The 19,680-nt window shown below is 67.3% G+C and carries 14 protein-coding genes; 4 read left to right on the top strand and 10 right to left on the bottom strand.

Features of this window, described 5'->3' with window-relative positions; translation table 11 throughout:
• Window positions 1-37 precede the first annotated feature (37 nt).
• From ACZK1G_RS05495 to ACZK1G_RS05470, 6 genes are all read right to left on the bottom strand, one after another.
• Window positions 38-334: a hypothetical protein gene (locus ACZK1G_RS05495; RefSeq protein WP_049443857.1), complete on the bottom strand. Its 297-nt coding sequence runs from the start codon at window positions 332-334 to the stop codon at window positions 38-40.
• A complete protein-coding gene (locus ACZK1G_RS05490) occupies window positions 331-795 on the bottom strand; it encodes a GNAT family N-acetyltransferase (RefSeq protein WP_049443859.1) in 465 nt (154 codons plus the stop codon). Before ACZK1G_RS05490 ends, ACZK1G_RS05495 begins: the two co-directional genes overlap by 4 nt.
• 115 nt (window positions 796-910) lie before the next feature.
• Window positions 911-1,297, bottom strand: coding sequence for an SseB family protein (locus ACZK1G_RS05485; RefSeq protein ID WP_049443861.1), 387 nt, complete (start codon window positions 1,295-1,297; stop codon window positions 911-913).
• Window positions 1,298-1,438: 141 nt separating this feature from the next.
• Complete coding sequence (locus ACZK1G_RS05480) at window positions 1,439-3,154, bottom strand: alpha-amylase family glycosyl hydrolase (RefSeq protein ID WP_197622265.1); 1,716 nt, start codon at window positions 3,152-3,154, stop codon at window positions 1,439-1,441.
• The gene (locus ACZK1G_RS05475; RefSeq protein ID WP_049443865.1) at window positions 3,154-4,641 is read right to left on the bottom strand and encodes an MFS transporter; all 1,488 of its coding nucleotides are present in this window, start codon (window positions 4,639-4,641) and stop codon (window positions 3,154-3,156) included. The genes ACZK1G_RS05480 and ACZK1G_RS05475 overlap by 1 nt, the downstream gene beginning before the upstream one ends.
• Complete coding sequence (locus ACZK1G_RS05470; protein ID WP_101765078.1) at window positions 4,638-6,830, bottom strand: glucosidase family protein; 2,193 nt, start codon at window positions 6,828-6,830, stop codon at window positions 4,638-4,640. The genes ACZK1G_RS05475 and ACZK1G_RS05470 overlap by 4 nt, the downstream gene beginning before the upstream one ends.
• A gap of 237 nt (window positions 6,831-7,067) precedes the next feature.
• Between ACZK1G_RS05470 and ACZK1G_RS05465 the strand changes: the two genes are divergently transcribed.
• Together ACZK1G_RS05465 and ACZK1G_RS05460 are read left to right on the top strand one after the other, a co-directional pair.
• Window positions 7,068-9,119 (top strand): glycoside hydrolase family 97 protein, encoded by a 2,052-nt coding sequence (locus ACZK1G_RS05465; protein ID WP_049443869.1) that lies wholly within the window; start codon window positions 7,068-7,070, stop codon window positions 9,117-9,119.
• 251 nt (window positions 9,120-9,370) lie between these two features.
• The gene (locus ACZK1G_RS05460; protein ID WP_197622273.1) at window positions 9,371-12,127 is read left to right on the top strand and encodes a TonB-dependent receptor; all 2,757 of its coding nucleotides are present in this window, start codon (window positions 9,371-9,373) and stop codon (window positions 12,125-12,127) included.
• A 316-nt stretch (window positions 12,128-12,443) separates the two neighbouring features.
• Here the strand turns inward: ACZK1G_RS05460 and ACZK1G_RS05455 are convergent, their stop codons facing one another.
• Window positions 12,444-14,057: an alpha-glucosidase family protein gene (locus ACZK1G_RS05455; protein WP_049443872.1), complete on the bottom strand. Its 1,614-nt coding sequence runs from the start codon at window positions 14,055-14,057 to the stop codon at window positions 12,444-12,446.
• A gap of 214 nt (window positions 14,058-14,271) precedes the next feature.
• Here ACZK1G_RS05455 and ACZK1G_RS05450 point away from each other — a divergent pair, with 214 nt between their 5' ends.
• Entirely contained in the window at window positions 14,272-15,270 is a 999-nt protein-coding gene (locus ACZK1G_RS05450; RefSeq protein ID WP_101765077.1) for a polyprenyl synthetase family protein, read from the top strand.
• Between the two features lie 96 nt (window positions 15,271-15,366).
• Here the strand turns inward: ACZK1G_RS05450 and ACZK1G_RS05445 are convergent, their stop codons facing one another.
• Window positions 15,367-16,158 carry a dienelactone hydrolase family protein gene (locus ACZK1G_RS05445; protein WP_101765076.1) on the bottom strand — a complete coding sequence of 264 codons (792 nt, stop codon included), beginning with the start codon at window positions 16,156-16,158 and terminating at the stop codon, window positions 15,367-15,369.
• A 131-nt stretch (window positions 16,159-16,289) separates the two neighbouring features.
• On the opposite strand from ACZK1G_RS05445, the gene ACZK1G_RS05440 reads away from it, so the two are divergent.
• Window positions 16,290-16,877 (top strand): SMI1/KNR4 family protein, encoded by a 588-nt coding sequence (locus ACZK1G_RS05440; RefSeq protein ID WP_101765075.1) that lies wholly within the window; start codon window positions 16,290-16,292, stop codon window positions 16,875-16,877.
• A gap of 60 nt (window positions 16,878-16,937) precedes the next feature.
• Here ACZK1G_RS05440 and murD read toward each other — a convergent pair whose 3' ends face one another.
• Complete coding sequence (murD, locus tag ACZK1G_RS05435) at window positions 16,938-18,347, bottom strand: UDP-N-acetylmuramoyl-L-alanine--D-glutamate ligase (RefSeq protein WP_101765074.1); 1,410 nt, start codon at window positions 18,345-18,347, stop codon at window positions 16,938-16,940.
• The gene (gene murL / locus ACZK1G_RS05430; RefSeq protein WP_049447216.1) at window positions 18,328-19,680 is read right to left on the bottom strand and encodes a UDP-N-acetyl-alpha-D-muramoyl-L-alanyl-L-glutamate epimerase; all 1,353 of its coding nucleotides are present in this window, start codon (window positions 19,678-19,680) and stop codon (window positions 18,328-18,330) included. The genes murD and murL overlap by 20 nt, the downstream gene beginning before the upstream one ends.

Here is a 19,680-nt window from a genome sequence, read left to right as displayed (position 1 = left end):
CCATGCTCGGCACATTGTCCACGACAGCCGCGAAGGTTCAGCGCACCGGGGACTTGGGCCCCAGCAACGCCAACAGCACATAGACCACGATCGAGGCGACGGTACCGAGCGCGGCCGGTAATCCGTAGGCCCACGCCGAACGGCCCTGCTGACGTGCCCACTGCGCCAGATGCCAGGCCGCGCCCAGGTTGATCAGCCAGGCAATGACGAACACCGGCCACAGCACCATGCCCACCGCACGCAGCACGGGCATGGACACCAGCGCGGCGACGATGGCCGCGATCAGGAAGATCAGCGCGGAGCGGGAATGGCGCGAGGATGCCGGTGCGTTCATGCGGCTAACCTGCGCACCATCACCAGCACACGATAGTGGCGGTTGTCGATTTCCTGCAGGGGATTCCAGCCGAGCCGTGCATACAGTCCACCATCCAGGGCCTCGGTCTGCAGGTACAGATCGGACACACCCATCCGCACCGCCTGCGCCGCGGCCTGCTCGACCAGGCCGCCAGCCAGCCCACGCCCGCGATGACTTTCGGCCACGAACACGCTGCCGAGCCAGTGCTCGTACTGCGGGAAGGCCTGCATCTCCCGGCGCTTGAGCTGCACCGCACCGACCACCTGACCGTCATCGAAGGCGGCAATCAGATGCGGAAAGCCTTCGGCATCCTGTGGCGGGTTCAGCCGCTGAAGTTCCTGTTCCAGCGACAGGCCAGCGTCGCGGCCCCATTCGGCGTGGTACCACCGGGCCAACTGCTGCCGTTCCAATGCATCGGCGGGTAGCACCCTGAATTCCATGGCAATGCCTCGATGGGGAAGCGTTCTGTAGAGTCGAGCCATGCTCGACTGATCTCGCACTGCGCGAAAGGCAGTTGAGCATGGCTCGACTCTACAAATATAGCGCGGTGACCGCTCAGCGCTGGGCGAAGTCCTTCAGGATCTCGCCCACGCCGCTGGGCGAGATCTCAAAGCCCAGCGAAGTACCTGGGTTGATCACCACGCCATAGCCACCCGGCACGCGACGCAGCACGTCCAGCATCAACCAGCGGATCTGGTGTTCGGCCTGCTGGCTGTAGATGCCCACCCGCGACGGATCGGTGAACACGGCCACGTGCAGGGTGCCCTGCTTGTCGAACAGCAGCGGGTCGAAACCGCTGCCGTCAGGGGTCACCAGGCTGCCGGTCAGCAGTACCACCTCCGAGGCGACGAAGGCCTCCATGAAGGCGCGGATCGGCACGGCCCCGTCCATCGCCGCCTTCAACAGGGTTTCAATCGGGGTCTGCGGTGCGAGGTCGGTCATGGCGGTACGGCAGGCTGCGGGGGGAGGCCATTGTAGAGTCGAGCTTGCTCGACTGCTCGAAAAGCGTGCCAACCAAGGTTGGCACCCACCAGAGCGGTAGGCAGGTGCCGGGAGTCCGAGGGTGCCGGCCAGCGGCCGGCACTACCGTCCCAACCGCTGGTCCCGCGCCTTCTGGTCGGCCATCGCCTTGTCCAGCTCGACCTGCAGCGCCGGCTGCTGCACGGCGGCATCCAGCACGTAGACCCTCACTCCGTGCGCCGGCACTTCGGCCTTCAGCGAGCCGTCCACCCGCAACGAACCTCCCTCCAGCGCGTCGCGCCAGCGGCCGTTCTGAACGTAACGCGCCACGGTGAAGGTCCTCGCCTGCTCGCCCTTGTTCAGCAGCACCAGCGCGGTCTGCGCCACGTCACCCTGCTGCAGCACGCGGAAGAACACTGCCTCATCACCCTGCAGGCGCTCGTTCACCTGCAGGCCGCGCTGCAGCGCCGGGGTGGCTGCGCGCAGCCTGGCAATGCGCTGCAGCGGCGCGAAGATCGGGCTCTGCGGCGCAGCATCCACACGCGGCTGGCCGAAGTAGGCACGATTGCCGGCATGCTCGGCGCGACCACGCATGAAGCCGGTTTCCGAGCCGTAGTAGACCACCGGAATGCCGCGCGCAGTGAACAGCCAGTTGTGTGCATCGATGAAGCCACTGTCGCTGGCCTGCAGTCGTGGCATGTCGTGGTTGTCGTAGAAGCTCATCAGCTCATACGGGTTGGCATACGGCCCACCGCTCAGATGCAGCGGCTCGGCGAGGGTTTCAAAACCCTTGCCGGCGGTGCCGAAGGTCTGTTCCAGCGCGCCACGCAACGGGAAGTCGAGCACGCTGACGTTGGCGTTGGCCGGCCAGGTGTGCTCGGCGATGCGCGCGGCATCGTAGTCAAAGGCTTCGCCGAACATGAACATGCCCGGATGCTCGGCGCGGATGCGCTTGACGAAGGCATGCCACCACGGGTGCGGCAGCCAGCCGATGGTGTCGATGCGCAGCGCGTCCACGCCCTGCGCGGTCCACTGCAGATAGGCACCCACCAGGTAGTCCATCACCGCCGGATTGTTCTGGTTGAAGTCGGACAGCTCAGCCAGGTTGCCATCGAAGATCGAGCCGTCCTTGCTGTCGACCGGGCCGATGTTGTTGTAGAACGCGTGCAGCGGGTTGTGCTTCGGATCCAGTTGCTGCGGCGGCAGGTTCTGGTGGTCGGCAATCAGCGTTCCGTCCTTGTCGAATATCTGCCCGAACTGCGGCTGCCGCGTCGGCATGGTCCAGGCCGGCGAACCGTGGTTGCCGACGATGTCCAGCACCACCTTCAAGCCAGCACCGTGCAGGCCCTTGGTCAGCCCGGCGAAGTCCAGGTCCTTGCTGGGCAGGTGCTCATCAAGTTTGTAGAAGTTGATGCCCCAGTAGCCGTGGTAGCCGGCCTTGCCGCGATCGGTCAGCGTGCTGGTGCAGCTGATCGGCTTGCTGCCGGTGAACGCCTCGTCCGGGTTGTCGACGATGGGGGTAATCCACACCGCACCGAAGCCGAGGTTGCGGATGTACTGCGCATTGTCGAGCACACCGCGGAAGTCACCACCGAGATAGCCGATGTTGCCGTCCACCTTGTCCGGGCACGGCACCGGAATATCGAAGGTGCGATGCGTGCCGCCCTGGTCGCGATGGTCGTTGGACGGATCGCCGTTGACGAAGCGGTCGGTGACCACGAAGTACACCGCATCACTGGCAAACGGCTCGGTGGTGCCCACATAGTCCGGGCGCGGCGCGGCCGCCGCATGGCCGGCCAGCAGTACCAGGGAAACAGCAACAGACAGCGCACCACGCATCACACCACCTCCGGACGGGACGGAACCCACAGCACGCACAGGCCGGCGATGAACAGGCTGCAGCCGCCCAGCACCAGTACATGCATCGGCTGGCCACCCAGCAACGTACGCAGGGCGAAGCCGAGCGCACTGGCGGCGACCAGCTGCGGGATCACGATGAAGAAATTGAAGATGCCCATGTACACGCCCATCTTCGATGCCGGTACGCTGTCGGACAGCAGTGCATAGGGCAGCGAGAGAATGGACGCCCAGGCGAAGCCGACGCCGACCATCGACAGCAGCAGCCAGTGCGGGTCGCGGATGAACATCAGCGAGACCAGCCCGGCACCGCCCAGCCACAGGTTGACCAGGTGGCTCCAGCGCAGGCCGATCATGCGCACCATCAGCGGAATCAGCACCGCCGCCAACGCGGCGAAACCGTTATAGGCGCCAAACAGCACCCCCACCCAGTTGGCACCCTCGTTGTAGGCCGCCGACTCCGGTTCGGTCGAACCGAAGTGGGCGCTGGCCACTGCTGCAGTGGTGTAGATCCACATCGCAAACAGCGCGAACCACGAGAAGAACTGCACCCACGCCAGCCGCCGCATGGTGACCGGCATCGCGCGCAGGTCGCCGACGATGGCGGCCAGCATGTGCGTGGCCGGCAACGTGCGCGCGAGCGCCAGCAGCAGGCCATGGCCGGCACACAGGCCAGCCAGCACATACAGCATCCTGTCGCCCTGCCGCCACGCGATCAGCAGCGCCAGCAGCACGCCCAGCCCCAGCCATATGGCCACCTGTGCCCAGGGGGCCGGACCGCTGATCGTCGCCGCCGCGTGATGTGCCGGCGGCTCGGCATCATCGAACCCGGCCAGCTCTACCGGTGAATACTCGCGGGTGCTGACCACCGTCCAGGTGATCGCCGCCAGCAGCACCACCGCACCGAAGTAGAACGCATAGCGCACGGTGTCCGGCACCTCACCCGCGGCAGCCGTATTGGCGACCCCGAAGTGGGCCAGGATGAACGGCAGGAAGCTGGCGACGATGGCGCCCACGCCGATGAAGAAACTCTGCATGGCATAGCCGGCCGGACGCTGGCGCGGCGCCAGCTGGTCGCCGACGAAGGCGCGGAACGGCTCCATCGACACGTTGATCGAGGCGTCCAGCACCCACAGCGTGCCGGCGGCGATCCACAGCGTCGGCGAGTTCGGCATCACCAGCAGCGCCAGCGTGGTCAGCACCGCACCGATCATGAAGAACGGACGGCGGCGCCCCCAGCGCGTCCAGGTGCGATCGGACAGGTAGCCGATCACCGGCTGCACCAGCAGGCCGGTCAGCGGCGCTGCAATCCACAGCCCGGGCACCGCATCGATGTCCGCGCCCAGCGTCTCGAAGATACGGCTGGCATTGGCGTTCTGCAGGGCGAAGCCGAACTGGATGCCGAGAAAGCCGAAACACATGTTCCAGATCTGCCAGAACGACAGCTGCGGTTTGGTCGTACGACTCATCGTGCGCCCTCTGCCACCGCCACCGGCGCCACCGTCAGCGCCTGCACCTGGGCCTGGTTGAGCACGCCGTCGCGGCCGCCCTTGCCCCCGGTGTAGTGCGCGAAGTGTTGCAGCGCGCTCATGTTGAAGCCTTCCTCAAGCGCGACCGAACACCGGCCCTTGGCCACGGTGAACGTCGCCGAGGTCGAGTCCTGCACGGCCACGCTGTGCGGCAGCGTGACCGTCCGCCGCTGCTGGGGAATGCCCGGGCACTGCAGCACCAGCTGCTTCACCGCGGCGGTGACGCCCGTGTTGATCGGCCCGTTCGGATTGCGGTACTGCAGGCGCAGGCGCACCTGCCCGGCCCTGGCCGAGCTGAACTGCCAGCGCTGCGCGCCCTTCAGCGCCTGCTGCGGACCGACGCAGACCGTCGGGCTGTGCAGCGATTCCAATGCGCCGTCGCGCCGGGTAAGGCTGAGGCAATGCTGCAGGCCGTCGTCGCTGATGCGTGCCTCGCCATTGCGGGCGGTGAGCGCCCGACCGTCCTGCCACAGCACCTGGTCGGCAGCGACCGCGACGCTCCAGCCCCTGCCCTTGCGTCGCGCCTGCGGTGCGGCCGGCGTGGCCGGTGCGCGTGCATTGGCGTCGGCCGTCATCACCTCGCTGCGTGGCGCCGCGGCGGCGGGGACCAGCTGCACGGTGGTGGTGGCACCGCGCGTCTTCACCTTGCCCGCTACCAGCAATCCATCACCCAGCTGCTTCGGGCGCTCCAGCACGTAGCGTCTGCCCGCAGCGTCCAGACGGATGCTGCGCTGGCTGCCGAACAGCTCCGGTACCAGCACCGCCGGCAACTTGGGCTGCACGCGGCCATCGTCCTGCACGCCGAACACGCCCTCGACCACCATCGACAGATAGCCGGCGACCGACCACAGCTGGCGTTCGGAGTTGACCACCGGGCCGCTCAGCGCGCCCTCGTCAACATGCACGGCCTGGCTGACCAGCTCGTAGTTTTCCATGTTGGAACCGGCCAGCGCGGCGCCCTGCATCAGCGAGCGGATCTCGGCGGCGATGCGCGGCGCATCGTCCAGCTGCCGCGCCGCACGCAGCGAGTAGGCGCTGACGAACGGCCAGATCGCACGGTTGTGGTAGATCGGCTGCTGCGCCTCCTGCGGCCAGACCACCGGGCTGCCGGCCGGCCCCATCGGGTAGGCAGCCAGTGCGCGGCGCGCGCGCTCGGGTGGCAGCACGTCGGCCAGAATTCCCAGCGACAGGCCAAGCAGATCGACCTTGGCGTACGGCACCGGGTGCGCGGCTTCGCCGATGTAGCTCATGTACTGGCCGATATCCTCGCGCCAGAAGCGTGCATCGATCTGCTTCGCCAACGCATCGGCCCACGCCTTGTAGTCGGCCGCGCGGGCGTCGCCGTGCTGGCCGGCCAGCCGCTCGGCCAAGCGCAGCGCCTGGTAGTGCAGCACGTTGGTGGACAGTGCGTAGGAGTCACCGATGAAGCGCACGTCCTCACGGGTCCAGTCCGGATAGGTCTGCTCGCGCCAGTCCAGGAACGAGGTCTCGCCACGGTACAGGCCCATCTGCGCGTCGAACACCATCGCGCGGTCCTGCGCCAGCGTACCCTGCAGTGCCTGCCAGACATGGTCGGCGAATGCGCGGTCGTCCAGCAGGTGGCGTGCGGCGAGGAACCACACCACGCGGTCGCTGCTGATCGGCCAGCTGCCGCCGGAACCGGTGTCCTGCGCGACGAACAGTCCGGGCGTATGGCCATCGCGGGCCGCCGACAGCTTGAACTGCAGCGACTGCCGGGTGCGCTGCGGATCCAGCCGCGCCAGCGCCAGGTCGGCGGCGAAGCTGACATCGCGGGTCCACACGTAGGGCCAGCGCGCGCCGGTCTGGAAGCACTCGCACGGCACCGGCCGGCCTTCGTCGAACGCAGGATCGCGGATCGCATCCACGCGGTCCTGGTCCATCTCCTGCTGGGCCAGCGCGAACAGGGCATCGAACATCACGCTGCCGGTCTGACTGCGCATCGGTGCGGCTGCGATCTGCACTGCGCCCTTCGGCGCATGCAGCACGAAGCTGCCCTTGGCAGCGGCTTCGGCGCGCGCATGACGGCCGTCGAATTGCAGGTCGGCCGCCTGCGCGGTCGATCCCAGCGCTGCCCCCAGGGCAGCGGTCAGGCAAATGATCTTCAGCATCGAAGCGGCGGACCGGCTTGCGCCCGTCGGCCTCCCTCCCTCTCTGCACGCGTTGTAGGTCCGCACCGTCGTTGCCGGCGGGCGGGCGCGGCCCCTCCCTCAAGGTGCCTTGGCCCCATGGTAGACGCGGGGCTGTCGGCTGCGTCCATCTGCATACGTATTCATGGCGTTGCGCGGTAGCGCGCCTGCCGCGCTGGCTTATGGTCCGGGTCTGCCAACGGCGCCTTGGGAGGGGAAATGCCGATGTCACCCACTGCTGTACGCGTGGTGTTCGCGCATGTGCTCGGACTGGCCCTGCTGGGCCTGGCCATGCTGGCACAGGCCGCGCCACAGGTGGCCAGCGTCGAGTCACCGGGCAAGGTACTCAAGGTCAGCCTCGTGCTGGACGGCGGCACCGCCCGCTATCGCGTCGAACGCTTCGGCGAGCCCGTGGTGGAGGATTCGAAGCTCGGCTTCGCCCTGCGCGACGGCCGCCTGGACCGCGATTTCGCCCTGCTCGGGCAGCAGCGGCGCAGCGTCGATAACCGCTGGGAGCAGCCGTGGGGCGAGCGCCGGCTCACCCGCAACCACTTCAACGAGCTGACCGTGCAGTTGGCCGAAACCACCGGCAGCAAGCGGCGGCTGGATGTGGTGTTCCGCGTCTACGACGATGGCGTTGGCTTCCGCTATGTGTTCCCCGAGCAGCGGAACCTGCACGAGGCGATCATCGATGACGAGCTGACCGAGTTCGCCATCGCACAGGATTCCACCGCCTGGTGGATTCCCGCCGGCGAACCGATCCACTACGAATACCTGTACCAGCGCACGCCACTGCGCGAAGTGCCGCTGGTGCATACGCCGATGACCCTGCGCAGCCGCGATGGCCTGCACGTGGCGATCCACGAGGCCGCGCTGGTGGACTATGCCGGCATGTGGCTGCGGCGAACCGAGGGCCAGCGCCTGCGCGCGCAGCTGTCGCCCTCCGCCGAAGGCTGGAAGGTGCGCCGTGCCCTGCCCTTTGCCACGCCCTGGCGCACGCTGCAGATCGCCGACCGCGCCGGAGGCCTGGTCGAATCGGACCTGATCCTCAACCTCAACGAGCCCAATGCGCTGGGCGATGTGAGCTGGGTGAAGCCGGCCAAGTACCTGGGCGTGTGGTGGTCGATGCACCTGGACAATGAGAGCTGGGCGACCGGCCCGAAGCACGCGGCCACCACTGCCAGGACGAAGAAGGTGATCGACTTCGCCGCCGCACACGGCTTCCGTGGCGTACTGGTGGAAGGCTGGAACCCGGGCTGGGATGGCAACTGGGTCGGCAACGGCTACGACTTCGACTTCACGCGCGCCACGCCGGACTTCGATATCGAAGCGCTGTCAGCGTATGGCCTGAAGAAGGGCGTGCATCTGATCGGCCACCACGAGACCGGCTGTGCCATCGAGCATTACGAGGACCAGCTGGGTGCCGCACTGGACCTGTATGCGCGGCTGGGCGTGGACCAGTTCAAGACCGGCTACGTCTGCGACGACGGCCAGGTCGACCGCCTCAATCCGGCCGGTGGCCCGCTGTGGCGCGAGTGGCACGACGGCCAATTCATGGCCCGCCACCACCTGAAGGTGGTGCAGGAGGCCGCGCGCCGGCACCTGTCGGTGAACCCGCATGAGCCGATCAAGGACACCGGCCTGCGCCGCACCTACCCCAACTGGATCTCGCGCGAAGGCGCGCGCGGCATGGAGTACAACGCCTGGGGCCAGCCGCCCAACCCACCGGAGCACGAGGTCAACCTGGTGTTCACCCGCATGCTGGCCGGGCCGATGGATTACACCCCCGGCATCCTCAGCCTGAAGGGCCGCCACGGCCAGGCCATTCCCAGCACGCTGGCCCGCCAGCTGGCGCTGTACGTGGTGCTGTACAGCCCGATCCAGATGGCCGCCGACCTGCCCGAGCACTACCTGCAGCATCGCGAGGCGTTCCGCTTCATCGAGGACGTGGCGGTGGACTGGAAGCAGAGCCGCGTGCTTGATGGCGAAGTGGGTGACTACGTGACGATCGTGCGCCGCGACCGCAACAGCCGCGACTGGTTCCTTGGCAGCATCACGGATGAACACGGCCGCGTGCTGCCGGTGTCGCTGGGCTTCCTGGAGCCAGGCGTGCGCTATCGCGCCGAGATCTACCGCGATGGCGAGGGCGCGGATTTCCGCAGCAATCCGTTCGCGTTCCTGCGTGAAACCCGCGAGGTGACCAGCGCCGATGCACTGACGCTGGTGCTGGCACCAGGCGGTGGGCAAGCCATTCGTTTCACGCCGCTTTGAATGCACCGGTAGTGCCGGCCGCTGGCCGGCAACCCGGTGATCGTGATTGCCGGCCGGCGGCCGGCACTACCGCACGAGGTACTTGAAAGCGATTACAACCCTGCAAACGCCATTGAATACGTATGCAGGGTGATTCCCGCGAAGAACGCGCTGCCTACCATAGCGGCGACGACAGCGGCCACCGCGTCGCACGTCCACGGTCACGCCGGGACGTTCACGAATCGATCTGCAACATTGCCTGGGAGGGGAAAATGTTGAACCACAAGCGCAGCGCGCTGAGCATCGCGCTGGCCGTTGTCCTGGCGCCGACGCTGGCGTCGGCACAGTCCACGCAGAACACCACCACGCCGGCCGGCACCGCCGCCACCAACCTGGATACGGTGCAGGTCACCGGCATCCGCCGCGGCATCGAGAGCGCGATCGCGGTCAAGCAGGACGCCACCTCGGTGGTCGAAGCGATCTCGGCCGAAGACATCGGCAAGCTGCCCGACGTCAGCATCGCCGAATCCATCTCGCGCCTGCCCGGCCTGGCCGCCCAGCGCGTGGCGGGCCGTGCGCAGGTGATCAGCGTGCGCGGCCTGTCGCCGGACTTCGCCACCACCCTGCTCAATGGCCGCGAAGTGGTCAGCACCGGCGACAACCGCGGCGTCGAGTTCGACCAGTACCCGTCCGAGCTGGTCAACGGCGTGACGGTGTACAAGACCCCGGACGCGGCGCTGGTCGGCCAGGGCCTGTCGGGCACCATCGACATGCAGACCGCGCGCCCGCTCAGCTTCGGCGAGCGTGTGATCGCGGTCAGCGGCCGCTACCAGAAGAGTTCGCTGGGCCGCGCCGCCAACGTCGATCCGTACGGCAACCGCTTCAGCGCCAGCTACATCGACCAGTTCCTGGACAAGACCCTGGGCATCGCCATCGGCTACGCGCACAGCGACATGCCGATCCAGGAAAACCAGGTCGGCCTGTACGAGCCGTGGACCACCGAGCACACCGACAAGGGCGACCGCCCGGGCGTTGCTGCCGGCACCTACTTCTCCGACGGCATCAAGGCGCTGCGTCGCACCGGCAACAACAAGCGCGACGGCGTGATGGCCACCATCCAGTTCCGCCCGAACAACAGCTGGACCAGCACCTTCGATGCGTTCCACACCGAAGCCGAGCAGATCGACACCGCCAACCAGTTCGAGCTGAACCTCAGCAACTACAACGGCAACTACACCCCGGGCCTGCTGGTCAGCAACCCGCAGATCAACGCCAATGGCTCGTTCACCGGCGGCACCGCCAGCGGCGTGTATCCGCTGGTGCGCGGCATGTACAACAAGCGCAAGGACAAGATCGATGCGTTCGGCTGGAACAACGAGTTCAACTTCGGCGGCGTCAAGCTGGTCGCCGACCTGAACTACTCCAAGGCCACGCGCGACGAGCTGAACCTGGAGAACAACCTGCAGCTGACCCCGATGCCGCAGCTGGATACGGTCGGCGTATCGATCCGCCAGGATGGTTTCTCGCAGATCAGCCCCGGCCTGAACTACTCCAACCCCGATGCGCTGTTCCTGACCAACACCATCTACGGTTCCGGCTACGGCAAGGTGCCGAAGGTGGAAGACCGCCTGAAGGGTGGCAAGCTGGCCGCCACCATCGCCCTGCCCGATGCGATCGCCTCGTGGGCGCCGGACATCGACATCGGCGTGAACTACGCCGACCGCCGCAAGGTGAAGACCCAGTCCGAAGGCAACATCCTGCTCGGCGCACAGGGCGACGCCAACATCGCCTCGGACCTGCAGTACCGCCCGGTCAACCTGGGCTTCGCCGGCCTCGGCACCATTCCGGCCTGGAACGTGCCGGCCGCGGTCGGTCGCTACATGACCTTCAACCCGGTCGACAACCTGGACTACCTGATCCCCAAGTCGTGGACGGTCGAAGAGAAGATCACCACCGCCTGGGCGCGCCTGAACATCAACACCGACATCGGTGAAGTGGGCGTGCGTGGCAACATCGGCGTGCAGATGCAGCACACCGACCAGAGCTCCGATTCGCGCTACTGGGACAGCTCGCAGTCGGCCGGCAACAACGTGCAGCCGTATTCGAACGGCCGCACCTACAACGACTGGCTGCCGAGCTTGAACCTGGCCTTCATGTTCCCGCACCAGCAGACGCTGCGCTTCGCCGCCGCCAAGCAGGTCGCGCGCCCGCGCGTGGACCAGATGCGCGCCGGCCTGGAATTCGGCGTGGACACCGGTACCGGCCGGCCGGGCGGCAGTGGCGGCAATCCACTGCTGGACCCGTGGCGTGCCACCGCGCTGGACCTGTCCTATGAGAAGTACTTCGGCGAGAAGGCCTACGTGGCCGCCGCGATCTTCTACAAGGACCTGAAGAGCTACGTCTACACCCAGTCGGTGGACAACTACGACTTCACCTCGCTGCTGGGCAGCTACGTGCCGCCACCGGGCATGACCTCGCCGGTGCTGACCACCGGCACCTTCTCCGCGCCGCAGAACGGCAAGGGCGGCACGTTGAAGGGCCTGGAACTGACCGCATCGTTCCCGCTGGAGATGCTGACCGACAGCCTGCGTGGCTTCGGCGTGCAGGCCAGCGCGACCTTCAACAAGAGCGACATCACCATCCTGGATCCGGAAAGCGCGTCCAGCGTGGGCACCGATCCGATCAGCCTGCCGGGCCTGTCCAAGCGCGTGTACAACTTCACCGCCTATTACGAGCGCAGCGGCTTTGAAGCACGCGTCAGCCAGCGCCGCCGTTCGGACTTCATCGGTGAGATCGGCAACTTCAACGGCAACCGCAGCCTGCGCTACGTGGTGGGCGAGAACGTGACCGATGCGCAGGTCAGCTACACCTTCAGCGACAGCAGCGCCCTGCGCGGCCTGACCCTGCTGCTGCAGGGCAGCAACCTGACCAACGAGCCGTACCGCACCTACGCCGGCAGCAAGGACCGCCCGCTGGAGTACATCGAGTGGGGCCGCACCTACATGCTGGGCGTGAACTACAAGTTCTGAGGTTGTGCCCGGCCGTGCCCGGCAACCCGGGCCCGGTAACGCCGGCCGCTGGCCGGCAACACGGACTCGGTAGTACCGGCCGCTGGCCGGCAACACAAGGGGAGCAGGACCGGAAACCCGCTGCGCAGGCAGCGGGTTTTCTTTTTCGCGCATGCCGGCCGTTGGTCGGCCAGGCCCATCCACACATGGCGTGGATAAGGGCCATCCCCAGTAGATCCACGCCATGCGTGGAGGCCCTTCACCGCAATTCCACCCACAAAAAAGGGACGGGGCGCTTCGGCCCCGTCCCCGCAAGTACCGCCACCGGAGAAAACGGTCAGCTGCGTCGGGCGCAATACACCGCACGCGGCGGCAGCTGGAGTTCATTGCCCTGCACCGTGCCCGCTTCCGGGCCCGGCACCGCCACCTGCTGCCAGTTGCCCGGCGGCAGCGGATGGCTCACCGCCTCGGCCGACAGGTTGAAGGCCAGCAGGAGGGTTTCATCTGCAAGCATACGCTCGAACAGCAGCACTGGCTCGGCACTTTCGATGAATCGGATGCTGCCATGCAGGAGCACCGGCTGGGTATGCCGCCAGGCCAGGTACGCCCGGAACGCGGCCAGGACCGAGCCTGGGTCGCGTTCCTGCACGGCTACCGCCGCGGCGCGGTGCTCGGCCGGGATCGGCAGCCACGGCTGGCCGGTGGTGAAGCCGGCCAGCGGCGCATCGGTCCACGGCAACGGGGTACGGCAGCCGTCACGGCCCTTGAAGTTCGGCCAGAAGGTGATGCCATACGGGTCCTGCAGGGCCTCGAACGGTACCTCCGCCTCGGCCAGGCCCAGCTCTTCACCCTGGTACAGGCAGACCGAGCCGCGCAGCGAGCACAGCATCGCCACCAGCATCCGCGCCAGGCGCGGGTCGGCCGGGTGGCCGCCCCAGCGGCTGACCGCCCGCTCCACGTCGTGATTCGAAACTGCCCAGCACGGCCAGCCTTCGGTCATCGCCGCTTCCAGGCGCGAGACCGTATCGCGGATGTAGGCCGCGCTGTAGTCGTCCACCAGCAGCTCGAAGCTGTAGCCCATGTGCAGGCGGCCATCGCGGGTGTACTCGGCCGTGGTGGCCAGCGAGTCCTCCGAAGAGATCTCGCCCAGGCTGACCGCCCCCGGGTACTCGTCCAGCAGCGCGCGCAGGCGCTCCAGGAACGGCAGGTTCTCCGGCTGGGTGTTGTTGTAGTAGTGGTACTGGTAGGCGTACGGATTGTCCGGGCTGAAGCCGCGCCCCACCCGCTTGTCGGCGGGCTTGGCCGGGTTGTCACGCAGCTGCGCGTCGTGGAAGCAGAAGTTGATCGCATCCAGGCGGAAACCATCCACGCCGCGGTCCAGCCAGAAGCGCACGTTGTCCAGGGTCGCCTGCTGCACGTCCGGGTGATGGAAGTTCAGGTCCGGCTGGTCGACCAGGAAGTTGTGCAGGTAGTACTGCTCGCGGCGCGGCTCCCACTGCCAGGCGCAGCCGCCGAACAGCGACAGCCAGTTGTTGGGCGGGGTGCCGTCCTCACGCGGGTCGGCCCAGACGTACCAGTCCGCCTTCGGGTTGCTGCGGTCCTGGCGGCTCTCGCGGAACCAGGCGTGCTCGATCGAGGTATGGCTCAACACCTGGTCGATCATCACCTTCAGGCCCAGGCCGTGGGCCTTGGCCAGCAGGCGGTCGAAGTCGTCCAGGCTGCCGAACAGCGGGTCGACATCGCGGTAGTCGGCGATGTCATAGCCGAAGTCGGCCATCGGCGACTTGAAGAACGGCGAGATCCAGATCGCATCCACGCCCAGCGCGGCGATGTGGTCCAGCCGCTCGATGATGCCCGGCAGGTCGCCCACCCCATCGCCGTTGGCGTCGAGGTAGCTGCGCGGGTAGATCTGGTAGATGACGGCTCCGCGCCACCATGGATAGTGCGACATCGACAGCCCCCCTCCGGGCATGCGGGACCCGCCGGCAGCGGGCCGAAATCCTGATCCGGCAAGCTTAGCGGGGGCCTCCCGGGCATGGCGCAACCTGCATACGTATTCACGCGGGCGGCCGCGCCGGCCAGGCTGGAAATGCCGCTCGGGCCGGTTTGCGCCCGAATTCACGGCCAGCGCCTATAATCGGCGGTGAGCCTGAAAGCCTGATCGCATGACCATCACCGAAGACACCCGTCCCGCCCTGGGCCTGCCCCAGATCCAGTCGCTTGCCGCGGCCGACATGGCCGCCGTCGACGCCCTGATCCGGCGCCGGCTGTCCTCGGACGTCGTGCTGATCAACCAGATCGCCGACCACATCATTTCCGCTGGCGGCAAACGCCTGCGCCCGATGCTGGTGATGCTTGCCGGCCACGCGGTCGGCCAGGCCGGCCCGGACCACCACCAGCTGGCGGCGATCATCGAATTCATCCACACCTCCACCCTGCTGCACGATGACGTGGTGGACGAATCCAGCCTGCGCCGCGGCCGCAGCACCGCCAACGCGCTGTGGGGCAACGCACCCAGCGTGCTGGTCGGCGACTTCCTGTACTCGCGCAGCTTCCAGCTGATGGTCGAGCTGGAACGCATGTCGGTGATGCAGATCCTGGCCGATGCCACCAACCGCATCGCCGAGGGTGAAGTGCTGCAGCTGCTGCACGTGCACAACCCGGATACCGACGAAGCCGCCTACCTGCGCGTGATCGAGCGCAAGACCGCGGTGCTGTTCGCCGCCGGCACCCGCCTGGGCGCGCTGGCCAGCGGCGTGGATGAAGCCACCCAGCAGACCCTGTTCGACTACGGCATGCACCTGGGCTACGCGTTCCAGATCGCCGACGACGTGCTGGACTACTCGGCCAACGCCGAGGAACTGGGCAAGAACCTGGGCGACGACCTCGCCGAGGGCAAGGCGACGCTGCCGCTGATCCACGCGATGGCCCACTCCGACGACGCCACCCGTGAGCGCCTGCGCACCATCGTGCAGGACGGCGATGCCTCGGCGATGCCGGAAGTGCTGGCCGCGATCCGCGCCACCGGCGGTCTGGAGTACAGCCGCGCGCGTGCCGAGGAATATGCCGAAGCCGCCGAGCGCGCGTTGGACGGTCTGGCCGACAACGATGCGGTTGCCGCCCTGCGTGGCCTGGCCCGTTACGCGGTGCAGCGCTCGCATTGACCGCATCCCGTAGTGCCGGCCGCTGGCCGGCATTTCCGATGACATCCGCAGCGCCATGAGGTTGCCGGCCAGCGGCCGGCACTACCGCGGCACGGATCAGCGTTTCTCGAAACGCTCCTCGAAGAACTCATCCAGCGCCTTCCACGCGCGCTTGGCCGCGCGCTCGTTGTACTGGCAGCCCGGCGGGCTGTTGGCATCGCGCTCGGCGAAGCAGTGCACCGCACCGCTGTAGTTGGTGAATTCCCAGTCGACCTTGGCGGAGTTCATTTCCTTCTGGAAACCGGCGATGTCCTCGGCGGTCACGCTCTTGTCGTCGGCGCCGTTGAGCACCAGCACCGACGGGTGGCTGCCACCGGCCTGCGCCGGCAGCGGCGAACCCAGCCCGCCGTGCAGGCTGACCACACCGGCCAGCGGCGCACCGGCACGGGCCAGCTCCAGCACCGTGGTGCCGCCGAAGCAGAAGCCCACTGCACCGATCCGGCTGGCATCGAGCGGCGCCTTGCCGGCCTGCGCCTTGAGCACGTTCACCGCTTCCAGCGCGCGGGCACGCAGCAGCGGCCGATCATTGCGCAGCTTGCTGGCCACCGGCCCGGCCTCGGCATCGGTCTTCGGCCGCACGCCCTTGCCGTACACATCGGCCACCAGCACCACATAGTCATCGCCGGCCAGCTGCTTGGCCTTCTCAACTGCCGATTCGTTCACGCCCTTCCAGTTCGGCACCATCACCAGGCCCGGGCGCTTGTCATGCCCGCCGTCGTCATAGACCAGCACACCACTGAAGGTCGTGCCCTGGTGCTTCCATTCCACCGGCTGCGTCTTCATCGCCGCCCACGCCGGCATTGCCGCCAGCCCCAGCATCACCACCACACCGCATCGCCAACGATTCATGCGTCTGCTCCGCAAAAAAGGGGACGGAGGGGATTAAGCCGTATTCGCCCCTCCCGCGTCGCATTCTGCATTGGCGACGTGACGCAGGTGTGGTTGGATACGACTTAATCCCCTCCGTCCCCTTTTTTCGCATGAATCTTGTTGATCGCTTCCTGTCTGGCCTTGTTCCGCGTCTGCCTGCCGATGATGCCGCCCAGTGGGCCTGGATCCAGGGCGCCAGCGCCGAAGACCTGCATCGCCTGCGCGCGCAGTGGCCGCAGGTGCCGGACAGCCTGATGGAATTGTTGTCGCGCGTGGATGGCACCCACTTCCGCGAGTATCCAGGCGGCGAGATGTGCGTGCTGATGCTCGGCTCCGATGTCGGCGACTATCCGTACTACCTGCGCTCGGTGGCCCAGATCTTCGAGGACCAGCAGCAGTGGGACGACAGCATCCGTTCCATCTACGAAGAGTGGCTGGATGACGAACCGGAGATCCTGGGTGAGGGCATCGACGCCGACCTGCCGATGAACCGCCGACTGTGTTTCTCGCACTGCATGAACAACGGCGGCACGTCGATGCTGTACCTGGATTTCGACCCGGCACCGGGCGGCACGGTCGGCCAGGTGGTGCGCTACCTGCACGATCCAGACAGCTACGTAGTCATCGCGCCCAGCTTCGATGCGTACCTGCAGCAGCTGATTGACGGCGACTACGCGTTCATCGACGAGGAACAGTAGATCCACGCCATGCGTGGATGAATTTCTCCGGAGGTTGCCGGCCAGCGGCCGGCACTACCTTCAAACGATACCCAGCCCGGGAATCGCGCTGATGCTGTCCGGGTCAAACCCGGCCAGCTCGGCGAAATGACGGCCACGCGCCACGTAGTCACGGTAAGCGCCGAAGCTCGGCGCACCCGGCGACAGCAGCACCACCCCGCCCTGCGCGCCCAACGCGGCACGTCCCAGCGCCATCGCTTCGGGCAGGTCAGCGGCTGCATGCAGGCCGAAGCGGCCGGCATCAGCCAGCGGCTGCAGCATCGCGTGGATGCGCGGGCCGTTGCTGCCCATGGTCACGATCTCCACCGGCGGCACATCGTGCGCCATGTGCTGCATGAAATCGGTCCAGTCCAGGCCACGGTCATGCCCGCCCACCAGCAGCGCGATGCGCTGGCCGGCGAAGCACTCCAGCGCGGCCAGGCTGGCATGCGGTGTGGTGCTGATCGAATCGTTGACGTAGGTCAGGCCATCGGCCACGCCGATGCGCTGCAGGCGGTTCGGCAACGGACGGAAGTCCTGCACCGCCGGCGCCAACGCCACCGCATCCAGTCCCAGCGCTTCCAGCGCGGCCAGCACCGCGCACAGATTGCCGCGGTTGTGGCGACCGGGCAGCGGCGTGTTGCGGGTATCGAACACCGCCTGCTCGCCCCGGTGCACGACATCGTCGCGCATGTGCCAGCCCTGCGGCTGGTTGAACCAGATCACCTCGCTATCGGGCAGTGACAGCGCGGCCAGGTGCGGATCGGCGGCATTGAGCACGGCGATGCGCGGCGCGGCTTCAGTCACCAGCCGCAGCTTGTCCTCGATATAACGCTGCTCGCTGCCGTGCCAGTCCAGGTGCTCCGGGAACAGGTTCAGCACCACCGCCACCTGCGGATGGGCGCCACTGCGCGCCACTTCGCCAGTCTGGTAGCTGGACAGTTCCACCGCCCAGTACTCGGGCGCGGGCTGCGGATCCAGTACTTCCAGCAACGGCAGGCCGATGTTGCCGACCAGGCCGGTGCGGTGGCCGGCAGCACGCAGCAGGTGCGCGACCAGCGCGGTGGTGGTGCTCTTGCCCTTGGTGCCGGTCACGCACACGGTGTCGTGCACGATGCCATCGGCACCCGCATGCTCGGCAAACCACAGTGCGGTGCCACCGATGAAGGTGGTGCCCTGCCCCGCCGCCGCCAGCGCGACCGGCTGGTAGGGGCTGATGCCGGGCGATTTGATCACGACGTCGAACGCGGCCAGCGCTTCAGCGGAAGGCTCGCCACGCACGTCCAGCACGCCCTGTGTTTCCGCACGCGCGGCCTCCACTTCGGCCGCCGGGCAGAACAGGCTCAGCGGCAGCGTGGGCAGGCGCTCGCGCAGCACCGCAAACGCGGCGCGGCCCTCACGGCCCCAGCCCCACAGCGCGACGCGCTTTCCTTCAAGCTTCGAAATCTTCACGCACCCGTTCCCACAGCGCAGCCGGAACGCGGTGCTCGCCCTGCAGCTGCAGCAGCGGTGCCAGTTCCAGTTCGGCGGCATCCAGCTGCGGCTGGATCTCATTGCAGAAGCGCTTCACCAGCACGTCTTCCTTCCACTCCGGGCGCTGCGCCAGGGTCGCCATCGCCGCGCGCGATTCACGGCCTTCGCCCACGCACTCGAACGGCTTGTGGTCCTGGAACTCCAGCAGCGCGTCGAAGCCGCCGGCCTGCTCGGCATCGTCCAGCAGGTTGCGGCCGAAGATGCGCACCAGGCGCGTCTTGGGCATGAACGGGGCCAGCGCCAGGAACACGAAATGGCACTTCGGGCAGACGCCGCACCAGCGGTTCACAGGACGCTCGCCGAGGATGTGGAAGTTGCGGTTGCAGCTGGAGAAGTGCGCGTCGTAGAAATCGGTCTTGGCGAACTGGCGGGCCACCGCCAGCTCGGACATCGGGCGCAGCAGCGAGTAGTACTGCAGGTCCGCCGCCACGTGCGTCTGCACATGGCTGCCGAACGCCTGCTCGAACGCCCAGCCCTTGGACCACTGGTGGTTCACTTCGCCGGTGCCCGGAATCTGGCTGCCGTAACTGGCCGAACGCTCATTGGAGAACACCACCTGGTCCACGCCCTGCAGCAGCGCGGCCAGCACCATGATCGCCGAGTTCACCGCGGTGACCGGGATATGGCCGTTCCAGGCGCCCTGGCGGTTGAGCTCGAACAGTTCCGGCGCCAGCGCGCGACCCAGGTTCAGCGTCGGCAGGCCGGTACGCTCGGCACAGGCGCGGATCAGCTGTGAGCCACCGATCCAGGTCACCGTCTCGTCCACGCCGGCACGGCGCAGCGCTTCGATGCTGACCAGCGAATCCTTGCCGCCACCGATGGCCACCAGCGCGTGCGGCTGCAGGCCCAGCACCGGCGCCTGCACCGCGTCGCCCTGCACCGGCAGGCGGAAGCGCCCGCGCAGGTTCAGGCCGTTGCGGTACGCAAACTCACCCAGGCCGTTGAGGTAGACCGTCTCCACCAGCGCAGCGGTATCGGCATCGATGGCATAGCTGTCGATGCTGACCGTCTCCGGCACGCCCGCCTTGTAGTAGCTGACACCGGCGATCAGGTGCAGCAGCTGCAGCGCGCGCTGCACGGCGGCGCTACGCGCTTCGTCGAGCACGAACGGGGCGCCCGGCACGGTGATGGTTTCCACCATCTCCGGGCCGTCATCAAAGGCGTAAACCAGCCTGGCCACGCCGGTATCCGCGGCGAATTCGCAGCGGACGAAGCGGAAGCGGGAAACCTGGTGTTTGTCGAAAGCAGTCAT

The organism is Stenotrophomonas sp. 109824_Sma (assembly GCF_056480025.1).
The sequence above is the reverse complement of the archived record's forward strand: the minus strand, read 5'-3'. Positions and strand labels throughout refer to the sequence as shown.

Coding starts and splice junctions, on each gene's coding strand:
- ACZK1G_RS05480 (WP_197622265.1), bottom strand. CDS start 3,154: ATGCGTGGTGCGCTGTCTGTTGCTGTTTCCCTGGTACTGCTGGCCGGC.
- ACZK1G_RS05445 (WP_101765076.1), bottom strand. CDS start 16,158: ATGAATCGTTGGCGATGCGGTGTGGTGGTGATGCTGGGGCTGGCGGCA.
- ACZK1G_RS05440 (WP_101765075.1), top strand. CDS start 16,290: ATGAATCTTGTTGATCGCTTCCTGTCTGGCCTTGTTCCGCGTCTGCCT.
- ACZK1G_RS05460 (WP_197622273.1), top strand. CDS start 9,371: ATGTTGAACCACAAGCGCAGCGCGCTGAGCATCGCGCTGGCCGTTGTC.
- ACZK1G_RS05490 (WP_049443859.1), bottom strand. CDS start 795: ATGGAATTCAGGGTGCTACCCGCCGATGCATTGGAACGGCAGCAGTTG.
- ACZK1G_RS05485 (WP_049443861.1), bottom strand. CDS start 1,297: ATGACCGACCTCGCACCGCAGACCCCGATTGAAACCCTGTTGAAGGCG.
- ACZK1G_RS05450 (WP_101765077.1), top strand. CDS start 14,272: ATGACCATCACCGAAGACACCCGTCCCGCCCTGGGCCTGCCCCAGATC.
- murL (WP_049447216.1), bottom strand. CDS start 19,680: ATGACTGCTTTCGACAAACACCAGGTTTCCCGCTTCCGCTTCGTCCGC.
- ACZK1G_RS05465 (WP_049443869.1), top strand. CDS start 7,068: ATGCCGATGTCACCCACTGCTGTACGCGTGGTGTTCGCGCATGTGCTC.
- ACZK1G_RS05495 (WP_049443857.1), bottom strand. CDS start 334: ATGAACGCACCGGCATCCTCGCGCCATTCCCGCTCCGCGCTGATCTTC.
- ACZK1G_RS05455 (WP_049443872.1), bottom strand. CDS start 14,057: ATGTCGCACTATCCATGGTGGCGCGGAGCCGTCATCTACCAGATCTAC.
- ACZK1G_RS05470 (WP_101765078.1), bottom strand. CDS start 6,830: ATGCTGAAGATCATTTGCCTGACCGCTGCCCTGGGGGCAGCGCTGGGA.
- ACZK1G_RS05475 (WP_049443865.1), bottom strand. CDS start 4,641: ATGAGTCGTACGACCAAACCGCAGCTGTCGTTCTGGCAGATCTGGAAC.